This is a genomic window from Pseudomonas sp. NPDC088890, assembly GCF_044900155.1.
GTDB classification, from domain to species: domain Bacteria; phylum Pseudomonadota; class Gammaproteobacteria; order Pseudomonadales; family Pseudomonadaceae; genus Aquipseudomonas; species Aquipseudomonas urmiensis.
The window spans coordinates 44,134-68,384 of record NZ_JBJDNG010000005.1 but is presented as its reverse complement, the minus strand read 5'-3'; the positions used below and the strand labels follow the sequence as shown (position 1 = coordinate 68,384).

Below are 24,251 nucleotides of genomic sequence, written 5' to 3'. Positions count from 1 at the left end.
GCTCCTTGTGCTCAGAAGTCGTAACGGGCGGTAGCGCCCACGGTGCGCGGGGTGCCAAGCACGCCGGCATAACCGCCGTTGGCGGAGTTCCACAGGCTGGTGAAGTAGGTCTTGTCGCCGGCGTTCTTGACCCACAGCGACAGGTCGAGCACGCCATCACCCTGGTCCAGGCGCACGCCGGTGGAGAGGTTGACGATCGCGTAGCTGGGGATCTGGCCGTAGTCGGAGTCGTCGATGGTGCCCACCGCCTTGGAGCGGAAGGCGTAGCTGGCGGTAACGTAGGGTTCGATGCGCTCGGTCAGCTGCCACTTGTACTGGCCGTTGAGGTTGGCGATGTACTTGGAGGCGCCAACCACCTGGTGCCCGGACAGGTCGCAGGTGGCGGTGGCGCTGGCCAGGCTCACTTCAGGTGGGCATGGGGCGTCTTTGTAATCGGTGTAACGCACATCGTTCCACGAGCCGTTGAAGTTGACCGTGAGGCCGGTGATCGGCAGCGCAGTGGCCTCGAACTCAAGGCCGCGCGAGCGCACGCTGCCGGCGTTGGCCAGGTACTGCACGCGGTTGACCTGGTCATAGACGTTGGCCTGGTAGCCATGCACCTGGGCCCAGAACAGGTTGGCGTTGAGCTGCAGGCGGTTGTCGAGCAACGTGCTCTTGAGGCCCAGCTCAGCGTTGTTGACCCGCTCGGTGCCGACCAGCAACGAATCGGTCCCAAGCCGTGGCGCGGCACCGACAGTCAGGTTGACCCCGCCAGACTTCTCGCCGTGGGTGAGGCTGGCGTAGCCCAGCAGGTCGTCGGTAAAGCGGTAGCTCAGGCTAAGCAGGCCCGAGGGGCTGAAGCTGTACTGGTTGAGGTCACCCGAATCGTAGGCGCCGACGCGACCGTTGCGCGCCGCCGCTGCCGCTCCAGATACCGCCGCGCCGCCAGACGGGGCATCGCGGGTGACCCAGGCGCTCTTCTCTTCATACGTACCGCGCACTCCGGCAGTGAAATCCAGGCGCTCGGTGAGGTGCCAGGTGCCTTGGGCGAACAGCGCGTAGCTGTCGGTATCGATGTGGCCATTGCCGATGGTGTTGACGTTGGCCAGGGCGCCAGCGGGCGTCTGGTTCCAGATATCGGCCTGCGGGCCGTAATAGGTGAACGACTTGTTATCCAGGTCCTGCTTGAAATAGTAGGCACCCAGGACATAGTCGAACAAGCCACCGGTGGGCGAGGCCAGGCGGATCTCCTGCGAATACTGCTTGTCGCGCACCGAGACCCCGGCGCTGTAGAACACCGGCACATCCAGGCCATCGTCGTTGCGCGGGGTGAAGTCCCACCAGCGATAGGCGCTGATCGAAGTCAGGGTGAAATCGTTGGGCAGGGTCCAATTGGCCTCTACCGACGTTCCCCCCTGGAACACCGTGACCTGCTGCTCTGCATCGAAGTTGACCTTGCGGTCCTTGCCCGACACCAGTGTGGCGCCGGCCTGGGCGGCCAGGCTCTCGTAGCGGTTGACGCCATTGATGGTCGGGCCGGTGCTGTACAGGCTGAGAATGCCGTTGTCGGAATTCTCCTCGTTGTACTCGCCGATCCAGCGCAGGTTGAAGGTTTCATTCGGCTGAAACAGCAGCTGGGTACGAAAGCCTTGGCGCTTGCCACCGTTGAGGTCGTGGCCATCGTGGATGTTCTTCACATAGCCGTCGTCTTCAGTGTGGTAGGCGCTGATGCGCCCGGCCAGGGTGTCGCTGATCGGCCCGGAGAAACTGCCCTGGGTCTGCCAGTAGCCATCCTCGCCCAGCGACGACTGCACGCTGCCTTCGCGATGGAAGGTCGGTTTGCGGGTGGTGATGTTGAGCACCCCGGCGGTAGTGTTCTTACCGAACAGCGTGCCCTGCGGGCCGCGCAGCACTTCCAGTTGCTCGACGTCGAGCAGGTCGAACACGGCCATGCCCGGGCGACCCAGATAGACGTTGTCCAGATAGATGCCGACGCTGCCTTCCAGGCCGTCGCTGGCCGGGTTGTTACCCAGGCCGCGGATCGAGATGCTCGACTGGCGGGCGTGAACGTAGGCCACGTTGGTGCTCGGTACTAGCTGTTGGAGGTCCTGTACCCGGTAGATGCGCTGGGTTTCCAGGGTTTCGCTGCCCAGCACGCTAATCGGCGTGGGCACGCTCTGCGCGGTTTCTTCGCGGCGACGCGCATTGACGGTAACGGTGCCGAGCTTGGCGGCCTGCTCCACCGCCGGGGTGGCGCTGACCGGCTCGTCAGCAAAGCTGTTGCCAGCGGCGGCCAGCAGCACGCCAGCGGCCAGGGGTTGCAGGGCCAATAGTGATGCGCGCGCGGGCCAACGATAGATTCGGGACATGCAATGCTCCTTGAGGCATGGGCCGTGGCGAGCATTTCCGTTGTCGGAACCGAATCGCGGTCAGGCAGACTTATATTCTTTTAAGATCTATAAATATGTGTAATTCATATTTTGTGGAATAAGTGACACCCTTTATAAGGGTCACAACCCTTCCCATCAATTGCATTTCACCGAAAGTTTTCATGTAGAAAATGCATATAGATCTCCGTCAGCTGCGCCACTACATTGCCCTTGTCGAACACCGCAGCTTTGTCGCCGCGGCGGCGGCGGTGAACCTGTCGCAATCGGCCTTCAGCCGCAGCATTCAAACCCTGGAGCACAACGTTGGCTGCCGGCTGGTCGACCGCGCCAGCAAGGAGCTGGCGCCGACGCGGCAAGGCTTGCTGGTGCTGGAGCATTCACGGCGGTTGGTGCATGGCGCACACAACCTGGTCAACGAAATCAACCAGTTCAACGGCGCGACCACTGGGGTGGTGCGCTTCGGCTCAGGGCCTGCGCCGGCGGGCGGCTTGGTGCCGCGCGCGGTGGCGCGTTTCGTCAGTGAGTTTCCGGCGGCGCGCACCTGTTTTCAGGTGGATAACTGGCAGGCATTGAACCGCAAGTTGATTGCCGAGGAGATCGAGTTCTTCGTGGCCGACACCCGCCAGTTCGAGGCTGATCCAGATTACCGCGTGCACAAGCTGACGCCGCAGCGCTGGCACTTCTGCTGCCGCGCCGGACATCCGTTGACCAAGCAGGCCGAGGTACGTGCGCGTGATCTGTTCGATTACCCCCTGGCGACCACCTTCCGCCCGCCGAATATCCGCAAGATCCTCAGCGACCTCAGTGGTCGCCAGGATTTCTTGCCTAGCGTGGAATGCGAGCATGGCTATGCGCTGCTCAATGTGGTGCTGCACTCGGACACCATCGGCATCGCCTGTAGTGCCAACTTGCAGCCGTATCAGGGTGAGCGAGGGTTGCTGGCGCTGCAGCTGGTGGACCTGACGGCGGAGCAGGAGCAAGAGTGCTACACCCGCTACGGGGTGGTAAGCCGGGTCGGGTATGGCTTGTCGCCATTGGCGCAGGGCTTGGTCAGGCAGTTGATTGCCTGTGATGCTGAAACCTGACGCTGCTTGGGTTCGCGCTATTTAGGTTCTTGCTGCCTAAGCTTCGTGGGAGCGGGCCTGCCCCGCGATAGCAGTGGTGGATTCACCATCGCTATCGCAGGGCAAGCCCGCTTCCGCGTTGCATCAGCCCTTGCGCGTAGTCCGGCTCAACTGCCCATCAACCCCCACCGGCACCTCCCCCGCCAAGGTCACCCGGCGCACGATCCGCGGCTGGGTCCCATAGTCATCCACCGCATAATGCTGGGTGGCGCGGTTATCCCAGATCGCCACATCGCCTGCCTGCCAGCGCCAGCGCACGGTGTTCTCCAGGCGCGTCACATGGCCCTGCAACACGGCAAACAAATGCTGCGAATCAGCTAGCGAATAGCCCTTGATACGCTTGACGAAATGCCCCAACTGCAACGCCCGCTCGCCACTGATCGGGTGCACCCGCACTACCGGATGCTCGGTCTCGTAAACGGTCGAGGTGAACACCTTGCGATAGCGCTCAAGCTTGGCGGGATCAACGTCGGGCTTGAGGCTGGCGTAGTCATACTCGTTGCTGTGCACCGCCCACAGCTTGTCCGCCAGCTCGCGCAGCGCCTCCGGCAACTCGCGATACGCCGCCGCCGTGTTGGCCCAGACCGTATCGCCGCCTGAGGTCGGCGCCACCACACTGCGCAAGATCGAGGCCTTGGGGTAGGCATCGACAAAGGTCACATCGGTGTGCCAGGAGTTGGCCCGCTGCCCTTCGGCACCATCGAGCTGCAACAAGTAACTGGTGCCATCGACCACGGGCACCGTGGGATGGGCGACCGGCTCGCCGAGCAGCTTGGCGAAGCCTTCTTGGCTCTGGTCATCCAGATGGGTCTGCTCACGGAAGAAGATCACCTTGTGCTCGACCAGTGCGGCCTGAATGGCCTCGACGGTCGCTGCATCGAGGTCGGCGGCAAGCTTGACCCCGCGTATCTCGGCGCCGATGCGGCCGGCAATCGGCTGGATGTCGAGCTCAACGGTGTGCGGCGCGGTGGCCAGTGCGGCATTGCTCATTGCGGTGGTCCTCACGGTCAAATGATGGGGCTTTGCGGTTATCAGCGAGCGGCCTGGGTGGCCTGTTGTGCTTGCAGCGCGGCATCGAGGAAACGCGGCTCGATCCAATCAGAAACCTGGAAGCTGCGACGGATCAGGCGTTCCTTGGCTGCCAGGTCGACGCCCTGTTGCAGCAGGCCGACGAATTCGGCGTCCAGCCGCGGATCGAAGTAGTGCGCGAGGTTTTCCTGGGCCAGGTCGCCTTCGAGGATCACCTTGGGATAGTTGGCGGTGCTGGCCACCAAATCGACGTAGGCCTGGCGGTTGTTCTCATCGCGCAGCCACTCAGTGGCCTGCTGCTGCGCCTTGACCAGGCGGGCGGTCAGCTCAGGGTGCTGGCGAATGAATTCGCCCGTGCCAAGCAGCACCGCCTGGGTGCTGCCAGCGCCCTTGAGGTCGCGCGAGTTGACCGGCAGTTCGACCAAGCCGCGATCGCGCAGCGAGAGCAGGTTGGACAGCCCCCAGGTAGCGTCGATCTGCTTGGCAGCAATGGCGGCATTGGCGGCATTGAAGTCCAGGTTGATGACCTTCAGATCGCGCTCCGACAGCCCTTGACTGGCCAAGGCACTGGCAAATGACAGCTGGTTGGCCGTGCCGCGAAATACCGCCACCCGCTTGCCCTTGAGGTCTTGCAGGGTCTTGATCCCGGAGCCTGGCACCACGCCCAGGTAGCTTTTCACCCCGCGCACCCCAGCCGACAACACGCGGGTATCCAGGCCATTGGCCTTGCCGATGATGGCCGCCAGATCGCCCAGGTAGGCGAAGTCCGCCTGGCCGTTGGCCAGGGCTTCGTTGATTACCGGACCTGCGCCCTTGAAGAAGCGCCAATCGATCTGGATGCCGTCCTTGGCAAACTCTTTCTCCAGCAGTTGCTGGCTGCGCAGCACATCCACCACCCCGCCCGCGCTGGGCTTGCTGCCAGCGCTCAAGTCGGGCACGGCAATGCGGATGGTGTCGACCTCGGCGGCCTGCGCGTTCAGCGCATAGGCGCTGAGCACGCCAGCCAGCAGGGTGGGGGCGAAACGACTGAGCAAGTGACGCAATGGGATTTTCATGGCAAGGCTCCTTGGCAGGCTGCCACCGGCGAGGGCCGGCGCTTTGGCCAGAAGCTAGGCGGGTCTGCTTAGCACCAACAAAGATCAAATCTTCATTTTTTAGTAACTGAAAGATATAAATCAGGCACTGCGCGGGCCGCAGCCCGGCTTGCGTGAAACGCATGGAAAATATGAGGAAAACGCAACGTCGATAGGCTTCCCCATGCATGAAACGCATGTTCTTATCTCTTGAAGTACATTAATGGAGATTTTTTATTCCATAAATGAATAACCTAACAACGCTTCGAGAGATGCCCGATGAGCGAACTGCTGACCTCGGGGCCTGCCTTGCCGGCCCTGCCGAGATGGCGAATTGGCGCCGAGCGCCTACTACCCTGGCTGCTGCCTTTGGCGCTGGCCGCATTGTGGGTGAGCGCCAGCCACTTGCACTGGATGAGCGAACAGATTCTGCCGGCGCCGACGCTGGTCTGGCAGAGCGCACTGGACTTCGGTACCGGTGAGCTTTGGAGCCACCTGTGGATAAGTGTGCAACGCCTGGCCTGGGGGCTGCTCGCCGGGATTACCGGCGGCCTGCTGCTGGGCACCTGGCTGGGCGCCTCGCGACGGGCGCAAACGCTGGTGCTGCCGACGTTCGTGGCGTTGGCGCAGATCCCCACGCTGGCCTGGATTCCGTTGTTCATGCTGTTTTTCGGCATCGGCGAGCTGCTCAAGCTGGTAGTGCTGATCAAGGCCATCGTGGTGCCAGTCACCCTGCATACCCTGGTCGGCGTGCGCGACGCCCAACCGAAACTGCGCGAAGCGGCCGCAACCCTGCGTCTGCCGCGTCACCTGGTGTTCCGGCGTCTGCTGCTGCCAGCCGCCCTGCCCTCGTTTCTGGCGGGCGTGCGCCTGGCCCTGGCGACGGGCTGGACCTCACTGCTGGCGGTCGAGCTACTGGCCTCGAGCGAGGGCATTGGCTACCTGATGGTCTGGGGCCGACAGCTGTTCATGCTCGATCTGGTATTGCTCTGCATCCTGTTGATCGGTCTGGTCGGGGCCTGCATGGATCGCGGCTTCAGCAACCTTGAACGACGCCTGCTGTACTGGCCGCAACCGGCCACTGGCGAGCAACGCCGCAGCATCGTGCCGCGAGCCTGGCAAGGCTTGCTGCTCCCGTTGGCGCTACTGGCACTGTGGCAGGCGAGCAGCAGCTTCGGCTGGGTCGACGACAACATCCTCACCTCGCCCCTAGGCGTGCTGCACAGTCTGAAAGCTGGCGTGGCAGACGGCTCGCTGCTTGAAGCACTGCGCCTGAGCCTGCAACGCACCCTGGCCGGCCTGCTGATTGGCGGCGGCGCAGGCTTTTTGCTGGGGGTGTTGCTGGGGCTGTCGAACAGGTCCGAACGCCTGCTCGGGCCGAGCCTTTCGGCGCTGCGCCAAGTGGCGATCTTTGCCTGGGTGCCGCTGCTGACCGCCTGGTTTGGCTTGGGCGAAGGAGCCAAGTTGGTGTTCGTCGGCCTGGCGGCGTTCTTCCCACTGTTCATCGCCACCCAACGTGGCATCGCCAGCCTGTCGCCGCAGCTGGGCGAAGCCGCCCGCGCGCTGCGCCTGGACCTGCCGCACCGCCTGCGCTTGCTGGTCCTGCCCGGCGCCGCCCCGGCGATTTTCGCCGGCCTGCGCCTGTCGCTGATCTATGCCTGGCTGGGCACCATTGGTGCGGAATACTTCATGCCCTCGGACGGCGGCATCGCCAGCCTGATGCTCGGCGCGCAACAGCTTTTCCGCATGGATCAGGTGATGGCCGCGATGGTCCTGATCGGCCTGGTCGGCGCCCTGCTGGGCAACCTTGGACAACGCCTCGAATCGCGCGCCACGCGCTGGAGAACCGCATGAACGCCTTTATCAATGCCGCTTTGCACGCCGCCAACCAAGCTGACGCCACGCCCCCGCTGGTGAGCTTCGAGCAGGTCAGCAAGACCTTCACCGTCGACGGCCAGGCATTGGAGGCCATCCGTAATTTCGACCTGTCGATCAACCAAGGCGAGTTCATCGCCATTGTCGGCGCCTCGGGGTGCGGCAAGTCGACCCTGCTGCGCTTGCTGGTGGGGCTGGATACCGACTACAGCGGCAGCATCCGCGTCGATGGCCAGCCAGTACACGGCATTGGTGGCGAGCGCGGCATCGTGTTCCAGGAGCATCGGCTATTCCCCTGGTTGAATGTCGAGCAGAACATTGGCCTGGGTTTGGTCAACGAGAAGCTCACCCAGGGCGAGCGGGCGCGGCGGGTGCATGAATACGTGCAGTTGGTGGGTTTGGTCGGGTTTGAATCGGCCTATCCGCATCAGTTGTCTGGTGGCATGGCGCAGCGGGTGGCGATCGCCCGCGGATTAGTCGCCAGCCCACGCATCCTGCTGCTGGACGAGCCGTTCGGCGCGCTGGATGCATTGACCCGCCAGCAGTTGCAGGATGAGCTGCTGGCGATCCGCGAGCGCTCAGGGATTACCACCCTGCTGGTGACGCACGATGCCGAAGAGGCGACTTATCTGGCGGATCGGGTGGTGGTGCTGGAGCCACGGCCCGGGCGGATCAAGGCGGTAGTGGAAATCGACCTGGACCACCCGCGCCAGCGTACCGGGGTGGCGTTGCATGGGTTACGCGAGAAGGTCTTGCACCAGATTACCGGAGATGGTGGCTATCTGAAGCCGCCCGTGCAGCGGGTGGAAGGTCTGCGCCCAGAATTGATCGCACTTTGAGTTCACTGGCCTTATCGCGGGGCAAGCCCGCTCCCACGCATGCCCGAGCAAATGGCCATACTGCGTGGGAGCGGGCTTGCCCCGCGATGAGGCCAGCGGCTTCAACCCAGCTCCCGAAGATACTGCCAGGGGTAGATCCCGCGCTCATGCCCATCGCTGAACACCAACTGCACGCCATACCCCTGCACCTCGATCCGCTCAATTCGAACATCATCGGGCACCGCCGAAATGCCCCCGCGCAGTTTGCTTGCCCGGCATTGCGAACAGGGGCACGCTCCCCTGAGCCGCACATGGCTGATCACCTGCAGCGCATCTGCCCATTGCACCGCCAACTCGCCCTGCCCGCGCACATTACGTAACCCGCGCGGCGCGTTCATCACGCCGCCCCTTGTAATTGCGCCAGGGCAATGCGCACCGCTTTGCGCACTTCCGGATCACTGTCAGCCTCGGCATTGCGCAACGCCGGCAGCGCCGCGCTATCGCCCAACTCACCCAAGGCCAATGCGGCCTCCTTGCGCAGGTTGGCGATGCCGTGGCCGAGCAGCTCGACCAGCCCTTGCAGGGCCTGGCGGAAACGCAAGCGCCCCAGCGAACGGGCTGCGCGCAGGCGTACCTGCCAGTAGCCATCGGCCAAGGCCTCGACCAAAGCCGGACCGGCCTGGGCATGGCCGACCTTGCCCAAGGTAGTGGCGGCTTCTTCACGCACCTGCCAGGCCTCGTCGCGCAATGCCGCAGTCAGCGCGGGCAACACGCTGCTATCCCGGGCCAGGCCCAACGCCCCAATGGCTGCGCGGCGCACCTCGGTGTCCGACTCCTGCGCGGCGAGCCCGGCCAACGCTGGCAAGGCCGCCTTATGCTTGAGCCAGCCAAGAATCCCCACCGCTTCGCGCCGCACCGCAGCGTCCGCATCTTGCAGCGCCAGCAGCGCCGGGCCTGCGGCGTCTTCCAGGCGCAGTTCGCGCAGGGCACGCAACGCGCTGGCGCGCACGAAGGCATCGGCATGGGTTACCCAAGGCAGGATCAGCAAGCCCGCTTCCAGGCTCTTCAACTCACTAAGGCTTTGCGCGGCGGCCAGGCGCACCGGCTCGGCGCTGTCGGCCAGCGCAGCACACAGTGCCTGCACCACATCTGGCTGTTCCCAGGCTTCGAGCAAACGCGCCGCCTCGGTGCGCACCTCGGTCGAGGAGTCGACCAATAGCGCATCAGTCAGCCACGGCAGGCCCTCGGGCTCTTCCAGATCGGCCAAGTCGATCAGGGCGATGCGCCGCACGGCCGCGTCGTCGGCATTCAAACGCGGGAGCAATTCGACAATATCGGGGTGGTCTGTAGTTCGTTCAGTCATAGCGCGATCCGTAGCGGTGGAGGGTCAGTGTCGGGCAGGCCAAGTGGCGTCAGGCGCGGCAGTTCGCGGCCTTCCTCGTGGCGCAGCAAGGCCAGGCAGTGACGCTTGAGGTGGGTGAACTGCGCGCTGGTCAGCAGGCTGGCGTGGCGTGGGCGAGGAAAGCTCAGGCGCACGTCTTCGATGAAGCGACCTGGGCGTGGGCTCATCACCAACACCCGGTCAGCCAGGAACAGCGCCTCGTCGATGTCATGGGTGACGAACACCACGGTGGTGCGGATGCGCGTCCAGATATCCAGCAGCAACTCTTGCATGCGAGAGCGGGTTTGCGCGTCGAGGGCGCCGAAGGGTTCGTCCATCAGCAGCAGGCGCGGGCGATTGATCAGCACCCGGGCAATTTCGGCGCGCTGCTGCATACCGCCAGAGAGCTGGCTCGGCCAGCGTTCAGCGAAGTCGGCCAGGCCCACCAGCTGGAGCATTTCGCTGGCGCGTCGATGCCGCTCAGGCTTGCCCTTGCCCTGCATCTTCAGGCCGAAGGCCACATTGTCGAGCACGCTGCGCCACGGCAGCAGGGTGTGATGCTGGAAGACCATACCGCGCTCCGGCGATGGCCCCGCGACCGGCGCACCATCGACCTCGAGTACGCCCGAGCTGGGCACCAGATGACCGGCCAAAGCCCCCAGCAGGGTGGACTTGCCACAACCCGATGGCCCCAGGATGCAGACGAACTCGCCCGGCGCGATGGTGAAGTCCAGCGCCTGTACCGCTTCGAACGCCTGACTGCCGTGCCCCAGGCGTATCGACACGCCACGCGCTTCGATACGACCAGGCTCGGGGGCCTGTTGATAACTGCTCATCACGCGCCCCTCCGCAGCCGATACCAGGGCGTGGCCAGCGCGCCGAGGCGTTTGACCAGGGCACTGCTACCCATGCCCAGCACGCCGATCAACAGCATGCCGACGATGATGTCCGGGTAGTTCTGCAAGGTGTAGGACTCCCAGGTGTAGTAGCCGATGCCAAACTGCCCGGCGATCATCTCGGCGGTGACCAGGCAGAACCACGAGGTGCCCATGCCGATCGCCAGGCCAGTGACGATACTCGGCAGCGCACCCGGCAAGATCACCTCCCGCAGGATCGCGTAGCGCCCGGCACCCAGGCTGCGCGCCGAGGCGACCAGGCGGGGGTCGACCGCCTCGACGCCATGCACGGTGTTGAGCAGGATCGGGAACAGCGCGCCGGTAAAGGTGATGAACACCATCGACAGCTCAGACGATGGAAACATCAGGATCGCCAGCGGAATCCACGCCACCGCCGGGATCGGCCGTAGCACCTCCAGTGGGGGCAGCAAGGTGTCCTCGGCCCACTTCGAGCGGCCGATCACCAGCCCTAGGGACACGCCCAGCACAGCCGCCACCAGGTAGCCGGAAAATACCCGCGACAGGCTGCTAGTCAGGTGCGCGAGCAACGAACTGGAGGTCAGCAGTTGCCAGGCCGCATCGAGCACCGCCTTGGGTGTCGGCACATAGGTGAAGGTGAACAGGCCCAGGTTCAGCTTGCTGCTCGCGGCCAGGTGCCAGAACAGCAGGCAGGCCAGCAGCGAGGCCAGTCGCACAGGCCAGCGCGTGAAGGTGCTTGTCATGAAAATTCTCCCGGGTCGGGGCCGGCCGATCAGCGCTGGGCGACCAGCTTCTGGTTGGCGCTGACGAAGTCCAGGGCCTCGCCACCGTGGGCCTTGGCGAACTGCTCGGCCTGATCCTTGAGCAGGAAGGCTGCCAGTTCGCCCTTGCCGTTACGCACGAACCAGGCCTGGTTGGCCAACAGTTTGATACCGCTGTCAGCGGCCTGGGCGTAGATCGCGCGGATGTCCTTGCCCTCCTGCTCCAGCTGCGCCAAGGCGCTCAGCGCCGCTTCAGGTGAGGCGTAGTGGCGCACCTTGTCTTCGCCGCGCACCCAGATCTGCGCCAGGCGGCTGAAGTCGGTGATCGGCTTGCCGGTCAGGGCGTCATTGGCCTTGAGGGGCAGTGGCTGGTAGTGCTTGAGCGCCTGCTCGTAGTCCAGCCCGGCCTGCTTGAAGGCGGCGCGAATGTACTGGTCATCGATGAACTGCGCGGTGTCCAGGCCACGGTCGGTTTTCTTCAGCAGCTTGAGCGTGTCGATCGACGTAGCCACCGCCTGGCGGTATTCAGGCTTCCAGGTCAAGTCGCGGGTCTGCAGGCCGAGCGGGCCGTGGAACAGGTAATTGACCTCGGCTTCGATGCCGGTGACCTTCTCGATCAGCTCGCTGTACTTCTCTGGCTCGGCGGCGATCAGGCGATCGGCCTCAAGGCTCGCGCGCAGGTAGGCGGTCACCACCTCGGGGTATTTCTTCGCGTAGTCGGCATCGACCAGCGCGCCATGGAAGGTCGGCGCATTGGCCTGCGAGCCATCGAAGATCTTGCGGGCGAAGCCGCGATTGGGGAACAGCTCGGCGAACGGCACGAAGTCGGCATGCGCTTCGATGCGGTTGCTGCGCAAGGCTGAACCGGCAATCTCAGGCGCCTGTGCGATGATCCGCACATCTTTCTGCGGGTCCCAGCCTTGGGCGGCGACGGCGCGCAACAGCATGCCGTGGGCGGTCGAGGCAAACGGCACCGAGATGGTCTTGCCCTTGAGCTCGGCTAGCGACTGCACGCCTGAGGCTGCCGGCACCACGATGCCGTTGCCACTGCCGTGTACGCTACCGGACAGCACGCTGATGAACAGGCTGCGCTTGCCAGCATCGAGGTGAGCGACGCCGTTGAACGAGCCGGGGAAGTCGGCCATGGCGCCGAAGTCCAGTTTGCCGGCGACCATCTCGTTGGTCAGTGGCGCGCCGCTGGTGAAGTTCTTCCACTCGATCTGGTACTGGGCGTCCTTGTACTTGCCATCGTGTGGCAGGTATTTGTCCAACAGGCCCAGCTCGCGGATCAGCAGGCCGCCGGTGGCGCAGTTGATGGTGGTGTCCTGGGTGCCGATGGCGATGCGGATGGTTTCGGCGTGGGCATTCAGGCCAGCGATTGCCAGCGCGAGGCCGGCCACGGTTGCTACAAGGCGCATGGTGTTTCCCCTCGAATCATTTAGGTATTGGAATCGTCTCCGCCACCAGGCTTGGGTGGTGGGAAACGAGGGGGCGTACAGGTAAGGCGTCCGGTGGTTGGCCGGATGGCGGGTGTTTCAGCGCAGCAGGTACGGGATATCGACCTTCACCGCGCCGGTCGGGCAGTCCTTTTCGCAGGGCATGCAGTACCAGCATTCGTCGAAGGCCATGTAGGCCTTCTGCGTGGCCGGGTTTATGGCCAGCAGGTCCATGGGGCACACCTCGACGCAGACGGTGCAGCCTTTTTCGGCGATGCACTTGTCTTCGTCGATGGTCACCGGGGCGCTGCTGCGAAAGAATATTTCCTGGGGTTGATAGGCCATTTCACGGGGTCCTTGGGGCCTTTGGCCCTCGTTCTGTCAGTGGCATCGCAATCGCGGGGCAGGCCCGCTCCCACGCTAGATCCCAGGCGTGGGAGCGGTCTTGCCCCGCGATCAGGCGGCATCGGCCTTTACACGCAGCCGGTCGTACGCGGTCTGTTCGTCGGCATCCAGGGCAATCAGGTACGGCTCGACCGCCTTCTTGAAACTGGTCATCGCACCGTCCTCGCCCTTCTTCAGGTGGCAATGGCAGAACCACTCGCCATCGTTGCGCTCGGGGAAGTCGACCCGGTGGTGGTACAGCCCCCAGCGGCTTTCCTCGCGGAACAGCGAGGCGCGTGCGGCCATTTCGGCACAGTCGCGAATCACCGTGACCTCCATCGCCCGCATCAGCTCATGGGGATTGTTGGCCTTCATCTGCGCAAGGTCGCGTTCGATCTCGGCGAAGCGCGCCAGGCCGATCTCCATCTTTTTCGTTACTTTGGGCGGCTGCAGGTAGTCGTTGACCATGCGCCGCAGCTTGTACTCGACCTGCGCTGGCGGCAGACCGTGCTCACGCTGCAACGGCGCGAACACCCGCGCCCGCTCGCGCTCGACCTGCTCGACATCGACCTCGGCAAATTCCCGCCCGGCCACGTACTGCGCGGCATTGACCCCGGCGAACCAGCCATAGGTGAAGGCGCCGAGCATATAGTTGTGCGGCACCGCAGCCATGTCGCCCGCCGCGTACAGGCCCTTGACGCTGGTCTGGGCCTTCTCGTCGACCCACACGCCCGAGGCCGAATGCCCGGAGCAGAAGCCGATCTCGGAGATGTGCATCTCGACCATGTGCTGGCGGTAGTCGGTGCCACGATTGGCGTGGAACTGGCCGCGACTGGGGCGCTCGTTGCTGTGCAGAATCTCTTCGATGTTCTGGATGGTTTCCTCGGCCAGGTGATCGAGCTTGAGGAATACCGGGCCATTACCACCCTCCAGCTCCTGATGAAACTCCCACATCATCTGCCCGCTCCAGTAGTCGCACTCGATGAAGCGCTCGCCCTTGCTGTTAGCCGTGTAGCCACCCAACGGGCCAGTGACGTAGGCGCAGGCCGGGCCGTTGTAGTCCTTGATCAGCGGGTTGATCTGGAAGCACTCAAGGTTGGCCAGTTCAGCCCCTGCGTGATAGGCCATGGCGTAGCCGTCACCGGCATTGGTCGGGTTCTCGTAAGTGCCCATCAAGTAACCCGACGAAGGCAGGCCCAGACGCCCGGCGGCACCGCAGGCAAGAATGACGGCCTTGGCGCGGACGACCTTGAACTCACCGCTACGGCAGTCAAATCCAAGAACTCCGGCAGCGGCGCCCTGGCCATCGAGCAGTACCCGTGTGCAGACCATGCGATTGCTGATCTCGATCCGCGCCCGCTTGAGCTGGCGGTACAACACCTTCTTGATGTCGTGGCCCTCGGGCATCGGCAGTACGTAGGCGCCCATGTGGTGCACCTTCTTCACCGCATAATCACCCGTCTCGTCCTTTTCGAACTTCACGCCCCAGCGGTCGAGCTGCTCGATGGTGGCGAAACTGTGAGTGGCATAGGCGTGCACTGCGGTCTGGTTGACGATGCCATCGTTGGCGACGGTGATCTCCTTGGTGTACTGCTCAGGCGTGGCGTGGCCGGGAATAATGGCGTTGTTCAGGCCATCCATGCCCATGCTGATGGCACCGCTGCGCTTGACGTTGGCCTTGTCCAGCAGCAGGACGCGCAGACTTTTGTCGTGCTCCTTGGCCTTGATCGCCGCCATCGGGCCGGCGGTGCCGCCGCCGATGACGATAATGTCGTAGTCCTGGGTCTCGATACTCATGCCTTGCCCCCCTTCTGGCGGTCGATGCGCAGGCGATACTGGAAGGCATCGCCGCGGTAGTAGAGGTGTTCGAAGTCCAGCGGCGTACCATCGGCGGCGTGGGTCAGACGTTCGATGCGCATGATCGGCGCGCCCTCCTCGACCTCCAGTGCCTGGGTCAGGTCGCTGTCGGCCAGCACCGCGTCGATGGCCAGATCGGCGTGCCCAAGCTCGATGCCACAGTCGTTCTCTAGCACCAGGAAAATGTCGCGGGTGACCAGGTCGGCTTTTTCCAGCTTTTCACCGACCGCCTTGGGCAGCCAGGTCAGCTCCAGCGACACCGGCTCACGGTTGATCAAGCGCACGCGGCGGATCTCGGTGACCAGCTCTCCCTCCTCAACCTGCAAGCGCGCGGCTACCAGCGCACTGGCTGGCACGTGACGCAAGCTGCGCAGGCGGTTGATCACTTCGTAGCCCATCTGCGTCATCGACTCGGCCAAACCTTGCAAGGTGCTGACGTTCTGGAACGCCTTGGGCTTGGCGACGAAGGTGCCCTTGCCGTGGATCTTGAAGATCAGCCCCTCCTTTTGCAGATCGCCCAGCGCCTGGCGCACAGTGATGCGGCTGACATCGAAGGCCTTACCTAGCTCGTTTTCCGACGGCATGCGGCTGTGCGGTGGGTAGCTGCCATCGAGAATGCGCTCGCGCAGCAGTTCCTTGAGCTGGGTGTAGAGCGGTACCGGGGACAGGGGGAGCAATTGGGCCATGGTTCTCTTCGCTGATCGGTGACTTGTTATAACAAGTTGTGACCAGAGAATAGCGAGTATAAGAATGGCTAGGGAAATACTGATATCGAATATGGATATTGCTGGCAGGCAAGTATCGGGCTCGGGTGGGGGCGGCCTGAAGATCCACAGGGAAAAACACCACAGATCAAGGCGATGGACGTCATTCCCCAAGATGGGTATCATTGCGCCGCGTTGCACTCGTAGCTCAGCTGGATAGAGTACTGCCCTCCGAAGGCAGGGGTCGTGGGTTCGAATCCCGCCGAGTGCGCCATATCTTGAAAAGCCCTGGGACTTGTCCCGGGGCTTTTTCGTTTGTGCACCGCGTCGCGTTTCTGGTACTCCCGTGCCGCTGTCCTTTGATGTTAGCGTGAGCAGCTTCCCGTTCATCCGAGCGGGTACCTCCTTTCATGCATCAGCAAAGGAATGCGCTTACCCATGCACCTGAAAAAATTCTCTGCCCTGACCCTGTTGCTGGCCAGCATCGGCCTGTTCACCTCGCAGGCCCAAGCCAATCTTTCCCAGCAGCAATCGGCCGCCATCCTCAAAGCCTACGACGGCAGCGACCCGGCCGACTTCAAGCAATTCATCGGCAAGCTGGCCAACAGCGACCTGGCCAAGGCCGACAACCTGGGTGACACCCTCAAGGCCTACCTGGCCGGCAAGCCGCTGGCCGCCGAACAGCACAACGAGATCAACCGCCTGCTCGGCCTGTATACCCGCATCAAGTACGGCAAGGCCGCCACTGACAACCTGCGCGAGCTGGTCGCGATCCCGACTTTCCAGGTCGAAGGCGTAGCCCAGCATGACAATCCGCAATTTCACAAGATCGCCGACAAGATCAAAGCCTTGGCCGAGAGCTTCGGCCTGACGTTCCGCAACATCGACAACCGGGTCTACGAGATCACGCTCGGTGAAGGCAAGGAAGTGGTCGGCATTCATGCCCACGCCGACGTGGTGCCGGCCAATCCAGACAACTGGAAGCTCGACGACGGCACTCACCTCGACCCGTTCAAAGTCACCCTGGTGGGTGATCGTATGTACGGCCGCGGCACTGAAGACGACAAGAACGGCATCATCGTCGCGCTGTACGCCATGAAAGTCGCCAGGGACGAGAAACTGCCGCTGGCTCGCCAATTGAAGCTGTTGGTCGACACCACCGAGGAAACCACCGGTGAGGCCATCCCCTATTACTTCGAGCGCAACCCGGTGCCGGACTACAACCTGGCACTGGACGGCGGCTATCCGGTGGTCATCGCCGAGAAAGGCTCTGGAGTGGTAATGGCCACCTTCCCCCGCCGCGCAGCCAGCGGCCAAGGTGCCGAGCTCACCAGCCTGACGGGTGGCCTGGCCAACAACCAGATCCCCACCACTTCGGTGGTGACCCTGATGGGCGACAACCCTGCCGATCTCGCCGCGCGCCTGAACAAAGCCGGTGCGCAGTTCGTCAAGGATAACGGCGCTAACTTCAGCATCGAGGCGAAAGTCGAAGGCAAGCAAGTGCTGCTGACCAGCAAAGGCGTCTCGGCGCACTCTTCCGAGCCTGAGTCCGGGGTCAATCCGGTCGCGCGCATGCTGGTGTTCATCAACGGGCTGGGTGAGCACGTGCCGCTCAAGCACAACCACATCACCGACGCCGCCCGCTACGCCGCCGACAATTGGGGGCTGGACTACACCGGCAAGAAGCTGGGCATTGGCTTTGAAGATTCATTCATGGGCCCGCTGACGGCCTCGCCGACCTTCGTTGGCCTGGATGACAAAGCCCTGAAATTGGCGGTCAACTTGCGTGTGCCTAAAGGCAAGCCAGTCGACACGCTCAAGGCCGAACTGGCCGACAAGCTCGGTGCTTGGGCCAAAACCAGCGCTGTTGCGGTGTCCTTCGACACCAACCTGGACCAGCCGATGTACCGCAATCCTGAAGGCGAATGGGTCAAGGCCCTGCTCGCAGTAGCCAGCGAGAACCTTGGCATGCCCCATGAGTTCGGCACTTCTGCCGGCGCCACTTCGGTGCATGACTTGCCCAATGGCGTGCAGTTTGGTCTGGCCATGCCCAACGTGAAATACACCGGGCACAACGACAACGAGTTCAAGACTGTGGAGCAATTCATGCTGGACTTGCAGATCGTCAGTGAGATGGTCGCGCGGATTGGGCAGATGCCAAAACTTTGAGGTTTAGCTCAATGGTTGAAAAAGGCGCTATGGCGCCTTTTTCTAAGGCCTGCGCTATGACCACGGGAATTATTGGCGCCAGCATTTCGCCATAATCGAAATATTTGGTAATCTCTGCGCCGCTTGCGCGCTCAGCCCGGCTCTTCGCAGGGCCTGACCGCCTGTTAGTTAGAGAATTTTTTAACCGGTGCCCAGCGGACATTGAGGTCCACGGCATCGGATTTCGACACAGGGACGCGTTCGAAAAACGCCACAAAAGGATTTGCAATGGCAATGGTATTTTGCCGCGGCTGCGCCAAACAGTTGCACGAAACGGCACCCGCCTGCCCACTATGTGGCGCCCCCCAATTCGCTGTCACACCGCCTGCCCAGAGCATCGGCGGCGAGTCGTCGTGGATGGGCGTCACCGCGCTGATCCTCGGCATCCTCTGCTTGCTCTCCCTGTTCGATGACGCCGAATGGGACGCCGACACCCTGCTCGGTCTGAGCCTGTTCGCCTCGATCGGCCTGGTCAGCGGCATTGTCAGTATCAGCCAGAGAAAACCCGGCAACGGCATGGCCGTCGCCGGCGTCGTCATGACGGCGTTCTCACTGCTCTGCTTTATCGGACTATCAGTTAATTAATCGTGAGGGAAAACAAATGAGCATGGTGTTCTGCCGTGGTTGCGCCAAACAAATTCACCAGTCGGCCCTGAGCTGCCCAGGTTGCGGCGCCACCCAGACCACAACCTACACAGGCACGATCGGCAATGGCGCGACCGCGACCGTGGCCAGTGGTAATGCCTACATCGAAGTGATGAAGAAGTACGCCGTATTCAAGGGCCGTGCGCGCCGCAAGGAATACTGGATGTTCATCCTGCTCAACATGCTGGTGGCCTTCGTGGTCGGTTTTGTCGATGGCCTGATCGGTACCGCGCCGGCGCTGGGCGGTCTCTATAACCTGGCCGTGCTGCTGCCGAGCATCGCCGTTGCCGTGCGTCGCCTGCACGACAGTGACCGCAGCGGCTGGTGGCTGTTGGTGCCGATCGTCAACCTGGTGTTCCTGATCCAGGACGGCACCCAGGGCAGCAACCGCTTTGGTCCGAGCCCGAAAGGCATCGTCTGAGGCGGCCGGTGCACATGGATCAGGGAGGGCGGCCTGCGGGCTAATGCTGTTCACATAAGGCCTGGTCAGCTTTGGCGCTGCTCTGCAGCCCTTCGCGGGCAAGCCCGCTCCCACAGGTCCGGCGCCGACCGTTATAGCGGCGCTGTTCCTGTGGGAGCGGGCTTGCCCGCGAAGGGCCGCAAAGCGGCCCCAACAACTTACGGACACAAGCCAGGCTCATGACGTTTTTCAATCAGGTCCATGCCGTTTTCCGCGTTGCCGTGCAGAGCGTCGTCGCCGATGCTTTAGTTACCTGAAGACCAGCATTCCCCCCCCACCGAGGCCTGTATGAAGAACGTCGAAGAACTCCTCAAAACCAAGTCCCAACATCAGACCGTCTACACCATTGGGCCAGATCTCTCGGTGCTCGAAGCCCTTAAGCTGTTGGCGGAGAAAAACATCGGTGCCTTACCGGTGGTAGAAAATGACCAGGTGGTGGGGATCGTCAGTGAGCGTGACTATGCGCGCAAGCTGGTACTCAAAGGCCGCTCATCCGCCGCTACCCCGGTCAGCGAAATCATGACCCGCGATGTGCTCACGGTCGATCCGGGCAAGAGCCTGGATCATTGCATGAACCTGATGACCGACCGTCACCTGCGCCATCTACCTGTGGTCAAGGACGGCAAGCTGCTCGGCCTGCTGTCGATCGGCGACCTGGTCAAGGAAACCATCGCCGAGCAGGCCAGCCTGATCCGCCAACTGGAGCAGTACATTCGCGGCGAATGATCAGTGATAGGCGCTCTCCAGCTCGTCCAGTTGATGGTCGAAGCTGCGCAGGCGCGCCGACCAGGTGTACACCAGCACTTCCAGATCGCGGTTGAGCAGCGCAGTGCCGCCCCGGCTGTTATCCGGGGTATCGCACAGATCCAGCTGGTAGCGCTCGCGGGCCATCGCCGCGGCCACGCTGGAAAGGTCGCGGGCAAAGGCCAGCCAGTGATGGTGCGGGTCGTGGGTCTCGCGGTCGAGTTCACGGCATTGGCACTTGAGGGCGTCCAGGCTCTGTTCCAGCGGCGTGCCCTTGAGCTCGCCCATGACTTCTTCGAAGGTGCGCCCCGAATGCCAGTAGCTGCCCCAGAAATAACGGTCGAACACCGTCTCGACCCGGCGTAGCGCCACCTTGGTGTTCCAGATGGTCACCAACGTTCGCCCTTGGCTCACTTCGCGCTTGTTCAAGTGCAGTTGCTGCCAGGCGATCCACGCCAGACCGCAGAGCGCCACCGCCGCAGTCACCGCCGCAGCGGCGTACATGAACTGCACCGCCTGGTTCATCTGGTGGGTGTGCCGGATACCATAGAAGTAACCGACGGTCAGGGTGCCCAGGATCGTCACGGTGCACCAGAAGCCTGGTGCGTAGGGATCTTTCATCGCGCTATCCCCTTATTGTTTTACCTGAGCATAGCAACGACCAAATCACCCATCAGGTGCCGCTCGGCGCTTTATTTTCGCGGGCGACGCAAGGCCTCGTTGAGTTGATCGAACGGCACCGCCCAATCGGCATCTTCGATGATGCTTTCCTTGAGGAACGCGCGCTGGGAGTCGGTCCAGAACGGCGCATCGACCAGCTTGATGTCGTTCTTCAGCGGCGAATGAGAGGTGATGAACTGATCGATGCTCTTGGCATCGTCCGCCAGCCCTAGTTGCTTGAACAGATCGGAAAACGGATGGTTCGGTGCTTCCATGGGTTCCTCCTTGGCCGGGAAGGTCGTCCACGACGCCCGCCCGGCACTGGGTTGAGATTCATCAGCAGAGCTCGCGCACTTCGGCCTGCGGGACCAGCTTGAGGTACTGCTCCATACTCATGTGGATCAGGTGATCGTGATCACCTGCCTCAAGGTAGACATCACCTTGGCGGGTCAAGGTCGGGTCGAGCAGCATTTTTATGTCATAGGCATCGCCCAACGCCGGAACAGCACCGCGTTCGCAATCACCGAACAGGGTCGGCAGGCCGCTTTCGCGGGTCAGTTGCCAGGCGCCGGTCATGCGCACCTTGCTCATGTCCAGGTGCCGGTTGGCCGGCAGCACCGCCATGATGTAGTTGCCGTGGCGGTCGTCGAGCAGCACCGACTTGGCGACTCGCTCGGCCGGTACGCCTGCGGTGCGCGCCGATTCCAGGCTGGTCGCGGAATGGGGATGGGGAACAATGTCATAGTCGCAGTTGGCCTGGTCCAGGCGCTGCTGCAGGGTCTTGGCCATACGCATGATGCACCTCCGGTTTCACCCCCACTTATAGGAGCGGCGTTGTGCCGCGATTGGGCAGCAAAGCCGCCCGAGCGCCTGCGCATGAACAGCGCTGGCCTCGCCCCCTCTCCAAGTTTAGGCCCTGCCTCGAAGGGCACGACTAAACTTCACTGATAGAGACACTCGAGGTGACGACAGGTGATCGCTCGCTGCTGGCGCTGTTTGCTGTTGTTACTGCTGCTCGGCGTTGCCACGGGTGGCCACGCTGCGGCTGGCGGCAGCATCTGGATGCTGGATATCGATGACGCGATCGGCCCGGCCAGCGCCGATTACCTGGTACGCGGCCTGGACCAGGCGCAGCGACAAGGCGCCCAGCTTGTGGTGATCCGCATGGACACACCAGGCGGCCTGGACAGCTCCATGCGTCAGATCATCAAGGCCATCCTCGCCAGCCCCATACCCGTTGCCACATTCGTCGCCCCAGGTGGCGCTCGCGCTGCCAGTGCCGGCACTTACATCCTCTATGCCAGCCACGTGGCAGCGATGGCGCCGGGGACCAACCTGGGCGCCGCCACCCCTGTGCAAATCGGCATGCCCGGCAAACAGCCAGGCGAGAGCAAGGACGACCAAACCGATACGCCAGACTATCAGGACACCCTCGCCCGCAAGCAGGTCAACGACGCTGCTGCCTACATCCGCGGCCTGGCCCAGTTACGTGGACGCAACGCCGACTGGGCGGAAAAGGCGGTACGCGAGGCCGTTAGCCTGTCGGCCAATGAAGCGCTGCGCCTGAAGGTCATCGACCAGATGGCCAACGATGTGCCCGACCTGCTGCGCCAACTGGACGGCAAGGCCCTGCAAGCCGCCGGCGAGCCGCGCCAGCTGCAAACCAATGGTGCGCCGCTGGTCGAGCACCTGCCGGACTGGCGTACCCGTCTGCTGGCAGTGATCACCAACCCCAGCGTGGCGCTGATCCTGATCATGATCGGCATCTACGGCCTGCTGTTCGAATTCATGAGCCCCGGCACAGGTGTGGGTGGCGTGATCGGCGGCATCAGCCTGCTGCTGGCGTTGTACGCCCTGCAGCTGCTACCGGTGAGCTATGCCGGGGTGGCGCTGATCATGCTCGGGCTGGCGTTCATGATCGCCGAGGCGTTCTTGCCCAGCTTTGGCGTAGTCGGCTTTGGCGGCATCGTCGCGTTCGTGGTCGGCGCGGTGATCCTGATGGACACCGACGCCCCTGGCTACGGCATTCCGCTGCCGTTGATCGTCACCTTGGCGCTAGCCTCGGCGCTGTTGCTCGGTGGCGTGCTGGGGATGGCCATGCGGGCACGACGACGGGCGCTGGTCAGCGGCGATGCCGGCTTGGTCGGCAGCCTGGTGACAGTGACCCAGGTCACGGCGGACAACCCGTTCTGCGGCTCGGTACAGGCCCAGGGCGAACAATGGCAAGTGCAATGCGCGACGCCACTGCAGCCCGGCCAGCCGGTACGGGTGATCGCCCGCCACGGCGTGCGGCTTGAGGTCAGCGCCACTGCGCCCACGGCGCAAGGAGAATGACGATGTTCGTGCAATTAGGCTTCGGCGCGCTGCTGATGCTGATCGGCGTGCTGCTGATCTCGGCGTTTCGCATCCTGCGCGAATATGAGCGCGGGGTGGTGTTCCAGCTTGGGCGCTTCTGGCAGGTCAAGGGGCCGGGGCTGATCCTGCTGATCCCGGTGATCCAGCAAATGGTTCGGGTAGACCTACGCACCGTGGTGCTCGACGTGCCGCCACAGGATGTCATCACCCGCGACAACGTCTCGGTCAAGGTCAACGCGGTGCTGTACTTTCGTGTGCTCGATCCGCAGAAGGCGATCATCCAGGTCGAGGACTTTCTCAACGCCACCAGCCAGCTGGCCCAGACCACCCTGCGGGCCGTGCTCGGCAAACACGAGTTGGACGAGCTGCTGGCCGAGCGCGAGCAGCTCAATCAGGATATTCGCCAAGTGCTGGACGCGCAGACCGATGCCTGGGGAATCAAGGTGGCCAACGTCGAGATCAAGCATGTCGACCTCAATGAATCGATGATCCGCGCTATCGCCCGCCAGGCCGAAGCCGAGCGCGAGCGGCGGGCCAAGGTGATCCACGCCGAGGGTGAACTGCAAGCGTCGGAAAAGCTGATGCAGGCCGCGCAGATGCTCAGCAAGGAGCCAGGGGCGATGCAGTTGCGCTACATGCAGACGCTGGGTTCGATTGCCGGGGACAAGAGCTCGACCATCGTCTTTCCGATGCCGCTCGATTTGCTCAAGGGAATGGTGGATCGGGATCGCTCATGACTGGGGCCGCATTGCGGCCCCAAACTGCATCAGAGCGGCGCCCGACGCAGGGTCGCGAGGAAGGTCGCAGCGCCCAGGAACAACCCGGCGAAGGTGCGGTTCAGACGCTTCTGCTGCTTGGGCGTACGCAGCAAACGCAGCACCCGCGAAGCCAGCCCGGTATAACCCGCCATCACCAGCAGATCGACGCTGATCATGGTCACGGTGATCGCCAGGTACTGCGGCAACAGCGCCTCGTGCGGGTTGATGAACTGCGGCAGCACCGCCAGCATGAATACCAATGCCTTGGGGTTACTGACGTTCACCAGAAAGCCACGAAAGACCAGGCTCAACGGCTTGCCAATCGGCCGCACGCCGGACTCTTCGCTCATGTCCATCGGCAGCGCGCGCCACTGTTTGTAGGCCAGGTACACCAGGTAACCGACGCCGAACCATTTGATGACTTGGAAGGCAGTGGCGGAGGCGGCGAGGATCGCGCCGACACCGGCAGCGATGATGGCGATTTGCACGATCAGGCCGATCTGTAGGCCTAGCGCGTTCCAGTAACCGCGCCAGAAACCGTACTGTAGACCGCTGGACATCGAGGCGATCGCCCCGGCACCTGGCGACAGGCTGATCACCCAGCACGCGGCAAAAAAGGCCAACCACGTTTCCATCGACATCACACACCTCGCTCGTGCACATGTTGCAAAACGTTAAGCTACGAGGTTGATGAAAAAATGACCAGCGATATTTTGCAGGGACGGGTTTAGGCAG

24 protein-coding genes and 1 tRNA gene are annotated in these 24,251 nt (G+C 63.0%); 10 read left to right on the top strand and 15 right to left on the bottom strand.

Annotation, left to right across the window (positions count from 1 at the left end):
- Positions 1-11: 11 nt before the first annotated feature.
- Positions 12-2,348: a TonB-dependent receptor gene (locus ACI2JX_RS12770; RefSeq protein WP_404690202.1), complete on the bottom strand. Its 2,337-nt coding sequence runs from the start codon at positions 2,346-2,348 to the stop codon at positions 12-14.
- Between the two features lie 191 nt (positions 2,349-2,539).
- Here ACI2JX_RS12770 and ACI2JX_RS12765 point away from each other — a divergent pair, with 191 nt between their 5' ends.
- Positions 2,540-3,454, top strand: a complete 915-nt coding sequence (locus ACI2JX_RS12765) for a LysR family transcriptional regulator (RefSeq protein WP_264233825.1) — start codon at positions 2,540-2,542, stop codon at positions 3,452-3,454.
- Between the two features lie 123 nt (positions 3,455-3,577).
- On the opposite strand, the gene ACI2JX_RS12760 is transcribed toward ACI2JX_RS12765, so the two are convergent.
- On the bottom strand, positions 3,578-4,483 hold the full coding sequence (locus ACI2JX_RS12760; protein ID WP_186552909.1) for a TauD/TfdA family dioxygenase: 906 nt from the start codon (positions 4,481-4,483) through the stop codon (positions 3,578-3,580).
- A gap of 41 nt (positions 4,484-4,524) precedes the next feature.
- Complete coding sequence (locus ACI2JX_RS12755; RefSeq protein WP_264233828.1) at positions 4,525-5,577, bottom strand: ABC transporter substrate-binding protein; 1,053 nt, start codon at positions 5,575-5,577, stop codon at positions 4,525-4,527.
- A 297-nt stretch (positions 5,578-5,874) separates the two neighbouring features.
- Here ACI2JX_RS12755 and ACI2JX_RS12750 point away from each other — a divergent pair, with 297 nt between their 5' ends.
- Together ACI2JX_RS12750 and ACI2JX_RS12745 are read left to right on the top strand one after the other, a co-directional pair.
- Positions 5,875-7,449 (top strand): ABC transporter permease, encoded by a 1,575-nt coding sequence (locus ACI2JX_RS12750; protein WP_404690201.1) that lies wholly within the window; start codon positions 5,875-5,877, stop codon positions 7,447-7,449.
- Positions 7,446-8,309 carry an ABC transporter ATP-binding protein gene (locus ACI2JX_RS12745; protein WP_264233832.1) on the top strand — a complete coding sequence of 288 codons (864 nt, stop codon included), beginning with the start codon at positions 7,446-7,448 and terminating at the stop codon, positions 8,307-8,309. The genes ACI2JX_RS12750 and ACI2JX_RS12745 overlap by 4 nt, the downstream gene beginning before the upstream one ends.
- 101 nt (positions 8,310-8,410) lie before the next feature.
- On the opposite strand, the gene ACI2JX_RS12740 is transcribed toward ACI2JX_RS12745, so the two are convergent.
- The 8 genes from ACI2JX_RS12740 to ACI2JX_RS12705 form a co-directional block, all read right to left on the bottom strand.
- Entirely contained in the window at positions 8,411-8,686 is a 276-nt protein-coding gene (locus tag ACI2JX_RS12740; protein ID WP_264233834.1) for a DUF971 domain-containing protein, read from the bottom strand.
- The gene (locus ACI2JX_RS12735) at positions 8,686-9,651 is read right to left on the bottom strand and encodes a HEAT repeat domain-containing protein (protein ID WP_404690200.1); all 966 of its coding nucleotides are present in this window, start codon (positions 9,649-9,651) and stop codon (positions 8,686-8,688) included. The genes ACI2JX_RS12740 and ACI2JX_RS12735 overlap by 1 nt, the downstream gene beginning before the upstream one ends.
- Positions 9,648-10,505, bottom strand: a complete 858-nt coding sequence (locus ACI2JX_RS12730) for an ABC transporter ATP-binding protein (RefSeq protein WP_404690199.1) — start codon at positions 10,503-10,505, stop codon at positions 9,648-9,650. The genes ACI2JX_RS12735 and ACI2JX_RS12730 overlap by 4 nt, the downstream gene beginning before the upstream one ends.
- Positions 10,505-11,287 (bottom strand): ABC transporter permease, encoded by a 783-nt coding sequence (locus tag ACI2JX_RS12725; RefSeq protein WP_264233840.1) that lies wholly within the window; start codon positions 11,285-11,287, stop codon positions 10,505-10,507. Before ACI2JX_RS12725 ends, ACI2JX_RS12730 begins: the two co-directional genes overlap by 1 nt.
- Before the next feature lie 29 nt (positions 11,288-11,316).
- Positions 11,317-12,723: an ABC transporter substrate-binding protein gene (locus ACI2JX_RS12720; RefSeq protein ID WP_264233842.1), complete on the bottom strand. Its 1,407-nt coding sequence runs from the start codon at positions 12,721-12,723 to the stop codon at positions 11,317-11,319.
- Positions 12,724-12,840: 117 nt separating this feature from the next.
- The gene (locus tag ACI2JX_RS12715) at positions 12,841-13,086 is read right to left on the bottom strand and encodes a ferredoxin family protein (RefSeq protein ID WP_008096634.1); all 246 of its coding nucleotides are present in this window, start codon (positions 13,084-13,086) and stop codon (positions 12,841-12,843) included.
- 111 nt (positions 13,087-13,197) lie between these two features.
- Complete coding sequence (locus tag ACI2JX_RS12710) at positions 13,198-14,922, bottom strand: fumarate reductase/succinate dehydrogenase flavoprotein subunit (protein ID WP_264233845.1); 1,725 nt, start codon at positions 14,920-14,922, stop codon at positions 13,198-13,200.
- Positions 14,919-15,668: a GntR family transcriptional regulator gene (locus ACI2JX_RS12705; RefSeq protein WP_264233847.1), complete on the bottom strand. Its 750-nt coding sequence runs from the start codon at positions 15,666-15,668 to the stop codon at positions 14,919-14,921. The genes ACI2JX_RS12710 and ACI2JX_RS12705 overlap by 4 nt, the downstream gene beginning before the upstream one ends.
- A gap of 215 nt (positions 15,669-15,883) precedes the next feature.
- On the opposite strand from ACI2JX_RS12705, the gene ACI2JX_RS12700 reads away from it, so the two are divergent.
- The 5 genes from ACI2JX_RS12700 (at position 15,884) to ACI2JX_RS12680 (ending at position 19,725) form a co-directional block, all read left to right on the top strand.
- A tRNA-Arg gene (locus ACI2JX_RS12700) sits at positions 15,884-15,960 on the top strand.
- Positions 15,961-16,124: 164 nt separating this feature from the next.
- A complete protein-coding gene (locus tag ACI2JX_RS12695) occupies positions 16,125-17,855 on the top strand; it encodes a dipeptidase (RefSeq protein WP_404690198.1) in 1,731 nt (576 codons plus the stop codon).
- Between the two features lie 267 nt (positions 17,856-18,122).
- Positions 18,123-18,479: an RING-HC finger protein gene (locus ACI2JX_RS12690; RefSeq protein ID WP_264233850.1), complete on the top strand. Its 357-nt coding sequence runs from the start codon at positions 18,123-18,125 to the stop codon at positions 18,477-18,479.
- 22 nt (positions 18,480-18,501) lie between these two features.
- Positions 18,502-18,960: a DUF805 domain-containing protein gene (locus ACI2JX_RS12685; RefSeq protein ID WP_372353290.1), complete on the top strand. Its 459-nt coding sequence runs from the start codon at positions 18,502-18,504 to the stop codon at positions 18,958-18,960.
- Positions 18,961-19,287: 327 nt separating this feature from the next.
- Entirely contained in the window at positions 19,288-19,725 is a 438-nt protein-coding gene (locus tag ACI2JX_RS12680) for a CBS domain-containing protein (RefSeq protein ID WP_404690197.1), read from the top strand.
- Here the strand turns inward: ACI2JX_RS12680 and ACI2JX_RS12675 are convergent, their stop codons facing one another.
- From ACI2JX_RS12675 to ACI2JX_RS12665, 3 genes are all read right to left on the bottom strand, one after another.
- The gene (locus tag ACI2JX_RS12675; RefSeq protein ID WP_404690196.1) at positions 19,726-20,364 is read right to left on the bottom strand and encodes an NADH:ubiquinone oxidoreductase subunit N; all 639 of its coding nucleotides are present in this window, start codon (positions 20,362-20,364) and stop codon (positions 19,726-19,728) included.
- Between the two features lie 71 nt (positions 20,365-20,435).
- Positions 20,436-20,678 (bottom strand): DUF2789 domain-containing protein, encoded by a 243-nt coding sequence (locus ACI2JX_RS12670; protein WP_264233857.1) that lies wholly within the window; start codon positions 20,676-20,678, stop codon positions 20,436-20,438.
- A 61-nt stretch (positions 20,679-20,739) separates the two neighbouring features.
- Complete coding sequence (locus ACI2JX_RS12665; protein ID WP_186552925.1) at positions 20,740-21,198, bottom strand: aminoacyl-tRNA deacylase; 459 nt, start codon at positions 21,196-21,198, stop codon at positions 20,740-20,742.
- 177 nt (positions 21,199-21,375) lie between these two features.
- On the opposite strand from ACI2JX_RS12665, the gene ACI2JX_RS12660 reads away from it, so the two are divergent.
- Together ACI2JX_RS12660 and ACI2JX_RS12655 are read left to right on the top strand one after the other, a co-directional pair.
- Complete coding sequence (locus tag ACI2JX_RS12660; RefSeq protein ID WP_404690195.1) at positions 21,376-22,737, top strand: nodulation protein NfeD; 1,362 nt, start codon at positions 21,376-21,378, stop codon at positions 22,735-22,737.
- A gap of 2 nt (positions 22,738-22,739) precedes the next feature.
- On the top strand, positions 22,740-23,495 hold the full coding sequence (locus ACI2JX_RS12655; RefSeq protein ID WP_368971603.1) for a slipin family protein: 756 nt from the start codon (positions 22,740-22,742) through the stop codon (positions 23,493-23,495).
- Between the two features lie 29 nt (positions 23,496-23,524).
- On the opposite strand, the gene ACI2JX_RS12650 is transcribed toward ACI2JX_RS12655, so the two are convergent.
- Positions 23,525-24,157: a LysE family transporter gene (locus ACI2JX_RS12650; RefSeq protein ID WP_186552928.1), complete on the bottom strand. Its 633-nt coding sequence runs from the start codon at positions 24,155-24,157 to the stop codon at positions 23,525-23,527.
- Positions 24,158-24,251: the final 94 nt, after the last annotated feature.

Bases quoted from the DNA above. Each gene is read 5' to 3' on its own strand.
- ACI2JX_RS12730 (WP_404690199.1), bottom strand. From the start codon at position 10,505: ATGAGCAGTTATCAACAGGCCCCCGAGCCTGGTCGTATCGAAGCGCGT.
- ACI2JX_RS12725 (WP_264233840.1), bottom strand. From the start codon at position 11,287: ATGACAAGCACCTTCACGCGCTGGCCTGTGCGACTGGCCTCGCTGCTG.
- ACI2JX_RS12770 (WP_404690202.1), bottom strand. From the start codon at position 2,348: ATGTCCCGAATCTATCGTTGGCCCGCGCGCGCATCACTATTGGCCCTG.
- ACI2JX_RS12760 (WP_186552909.1), bottom strand. From the start codon at position 4,483: ATGAGCAATGCCGCACTGGCCACCGCGCCGCACACCGTTGAGCTCGAC.
- ACI2JX_RS12690 (WP_264233850.1), top strand. From the start codon at position 18,123: ATGGCAATGGTATTTTGCCGCGGCTGCGCCAAACAGTTGCACGAAACG.
- ACI2JX_RS12765 (WP_264233825.1), top strand. From the start codon at position 2,540: ATGCATATAGATCTCCGTCAGCTGCGCCACTACATTGCCCTTGTCGAA.
- ACI2JX_RS12750 (WP_404690201.1), top strand. From the start codon at position 5,875: ATGAGCGAACTGCTGACCTCGGGGCCTGCCTTGCCGGCCCTGCCGAGA.
- ACI2JX_RS12705 (WP_264233847.1), bottom strand. From the start codon at position 15,668: ATGGCCCAATTGCTCCCCCTGTCCCCGGTACCGCTCTACACCCAGCTC.
- ACI2JX_RS12695 (WP_404690198.1), top strand. From the start codon at position 16,125: ATGCACCTGAAAAAATTCTCTGCCCTGACCCTGTTGCTGGCCAGCATC.
- ACI2JX_RS12720 (WP_264233842.1), bottom strand. From the start codon at position 12,723: ATGCGCCTTGTAGCAACCGTGGCCGGCCTCGCGCTGGCAATCGCTGGC.
- ACI2JX_RS12665 (WP_186552925.1), bottom strand. From the start codon at position 21,198: ATGCGTATGGCCAAGACCCTGCAGCAGCGCCTGGACCAGGCCAACTGC.
- ACI2JX_RS12735 (WP_404690200.1), bottom strand. From the start codon at position 9,651: ATGACTGAACGAACTACAGACCACCCCGATATTGTCGAATTGCTCCCG.
- ACI2JX_RS12675 (WP_404690196.1), bottom strand. From the start codon at position 20,364: ATGAAAGATCCCTACGCACCAGGCTTCTGGTGCACCGTGACGATCCTG.
- ACI2JX_RS12740 (WP_264233834.1), bottom strand. From the start codon at position 8,686: ATGAACGCGCCGCGCGGGTTACGTAATGTGCGCGGGCAGGGCGAGTTG.
- ACI2JX_RS12685 (WP_372353290.1), top strand. From the start codon at position 18,502: ATGGTGTTCTGCCGTGGTTGCGCCAAACAAATTCACCAGTCGGCCCTG.
- ACI2JX_RS12670 (WP_264233857.1), bottom strand. From the start codon at position 20,678: ATGGAAGCACCGAACCATCCGTTTTCCGATCTGTTCAAGCAACTAGGG.
- ACI2JX_RS12745 (WP_264233832.1), top strand. From the start codon at position 7,446: ATGAACGCCTTTATCAATGCCGCTTTGCACGCCGCCAACCAAGCTGAC.
- ACI2JX_RS12715 (WP_008096634.1), bottom strand. From the start codon at position 13,086: ATGGCCTATCAACCCCAGGAAATATTCTTTCGCAGCAGCGCCCCGGTG.
- ACI2JX_RS12680 (WP_404690197.1), top strand. From the start codon at position 19,288: ATGAAGAACGTCGAAGAACTCCTCAAAACCAAGTCCCAACATCAGACC.
- ACI2JX_RS12755 (WP_264233828.1), bottom strand. From the start codon at position 5,577: ATGAAAATCCCATTGCGTCACTTGCTCAGTCGTTTCGCCCCCACCCTG.
- ACI2JX_RS12655 (WP_368971603.1), top strand. From the start codon at position 22,740: ATGTTCGTGCAATTAGGCTTCGGCGCGCTGCTGATGCTGATCGGCGTG.
- ACI2JX_RS12650 (WP_186552928.1), bottom strand. From the start codon at position 24,157: ATGTCGATGGAAACGTGGTTGGCCTTTTTTGCCGCGTGCTGGGTGATC.
- ACI2JX_RS12710 (WP_264233845.1), bottom strand. From the start codon at position 14,922: ATGAGTATCGAGACCCAGGACTACGACATTATCGTCATCGGCGGCGGC.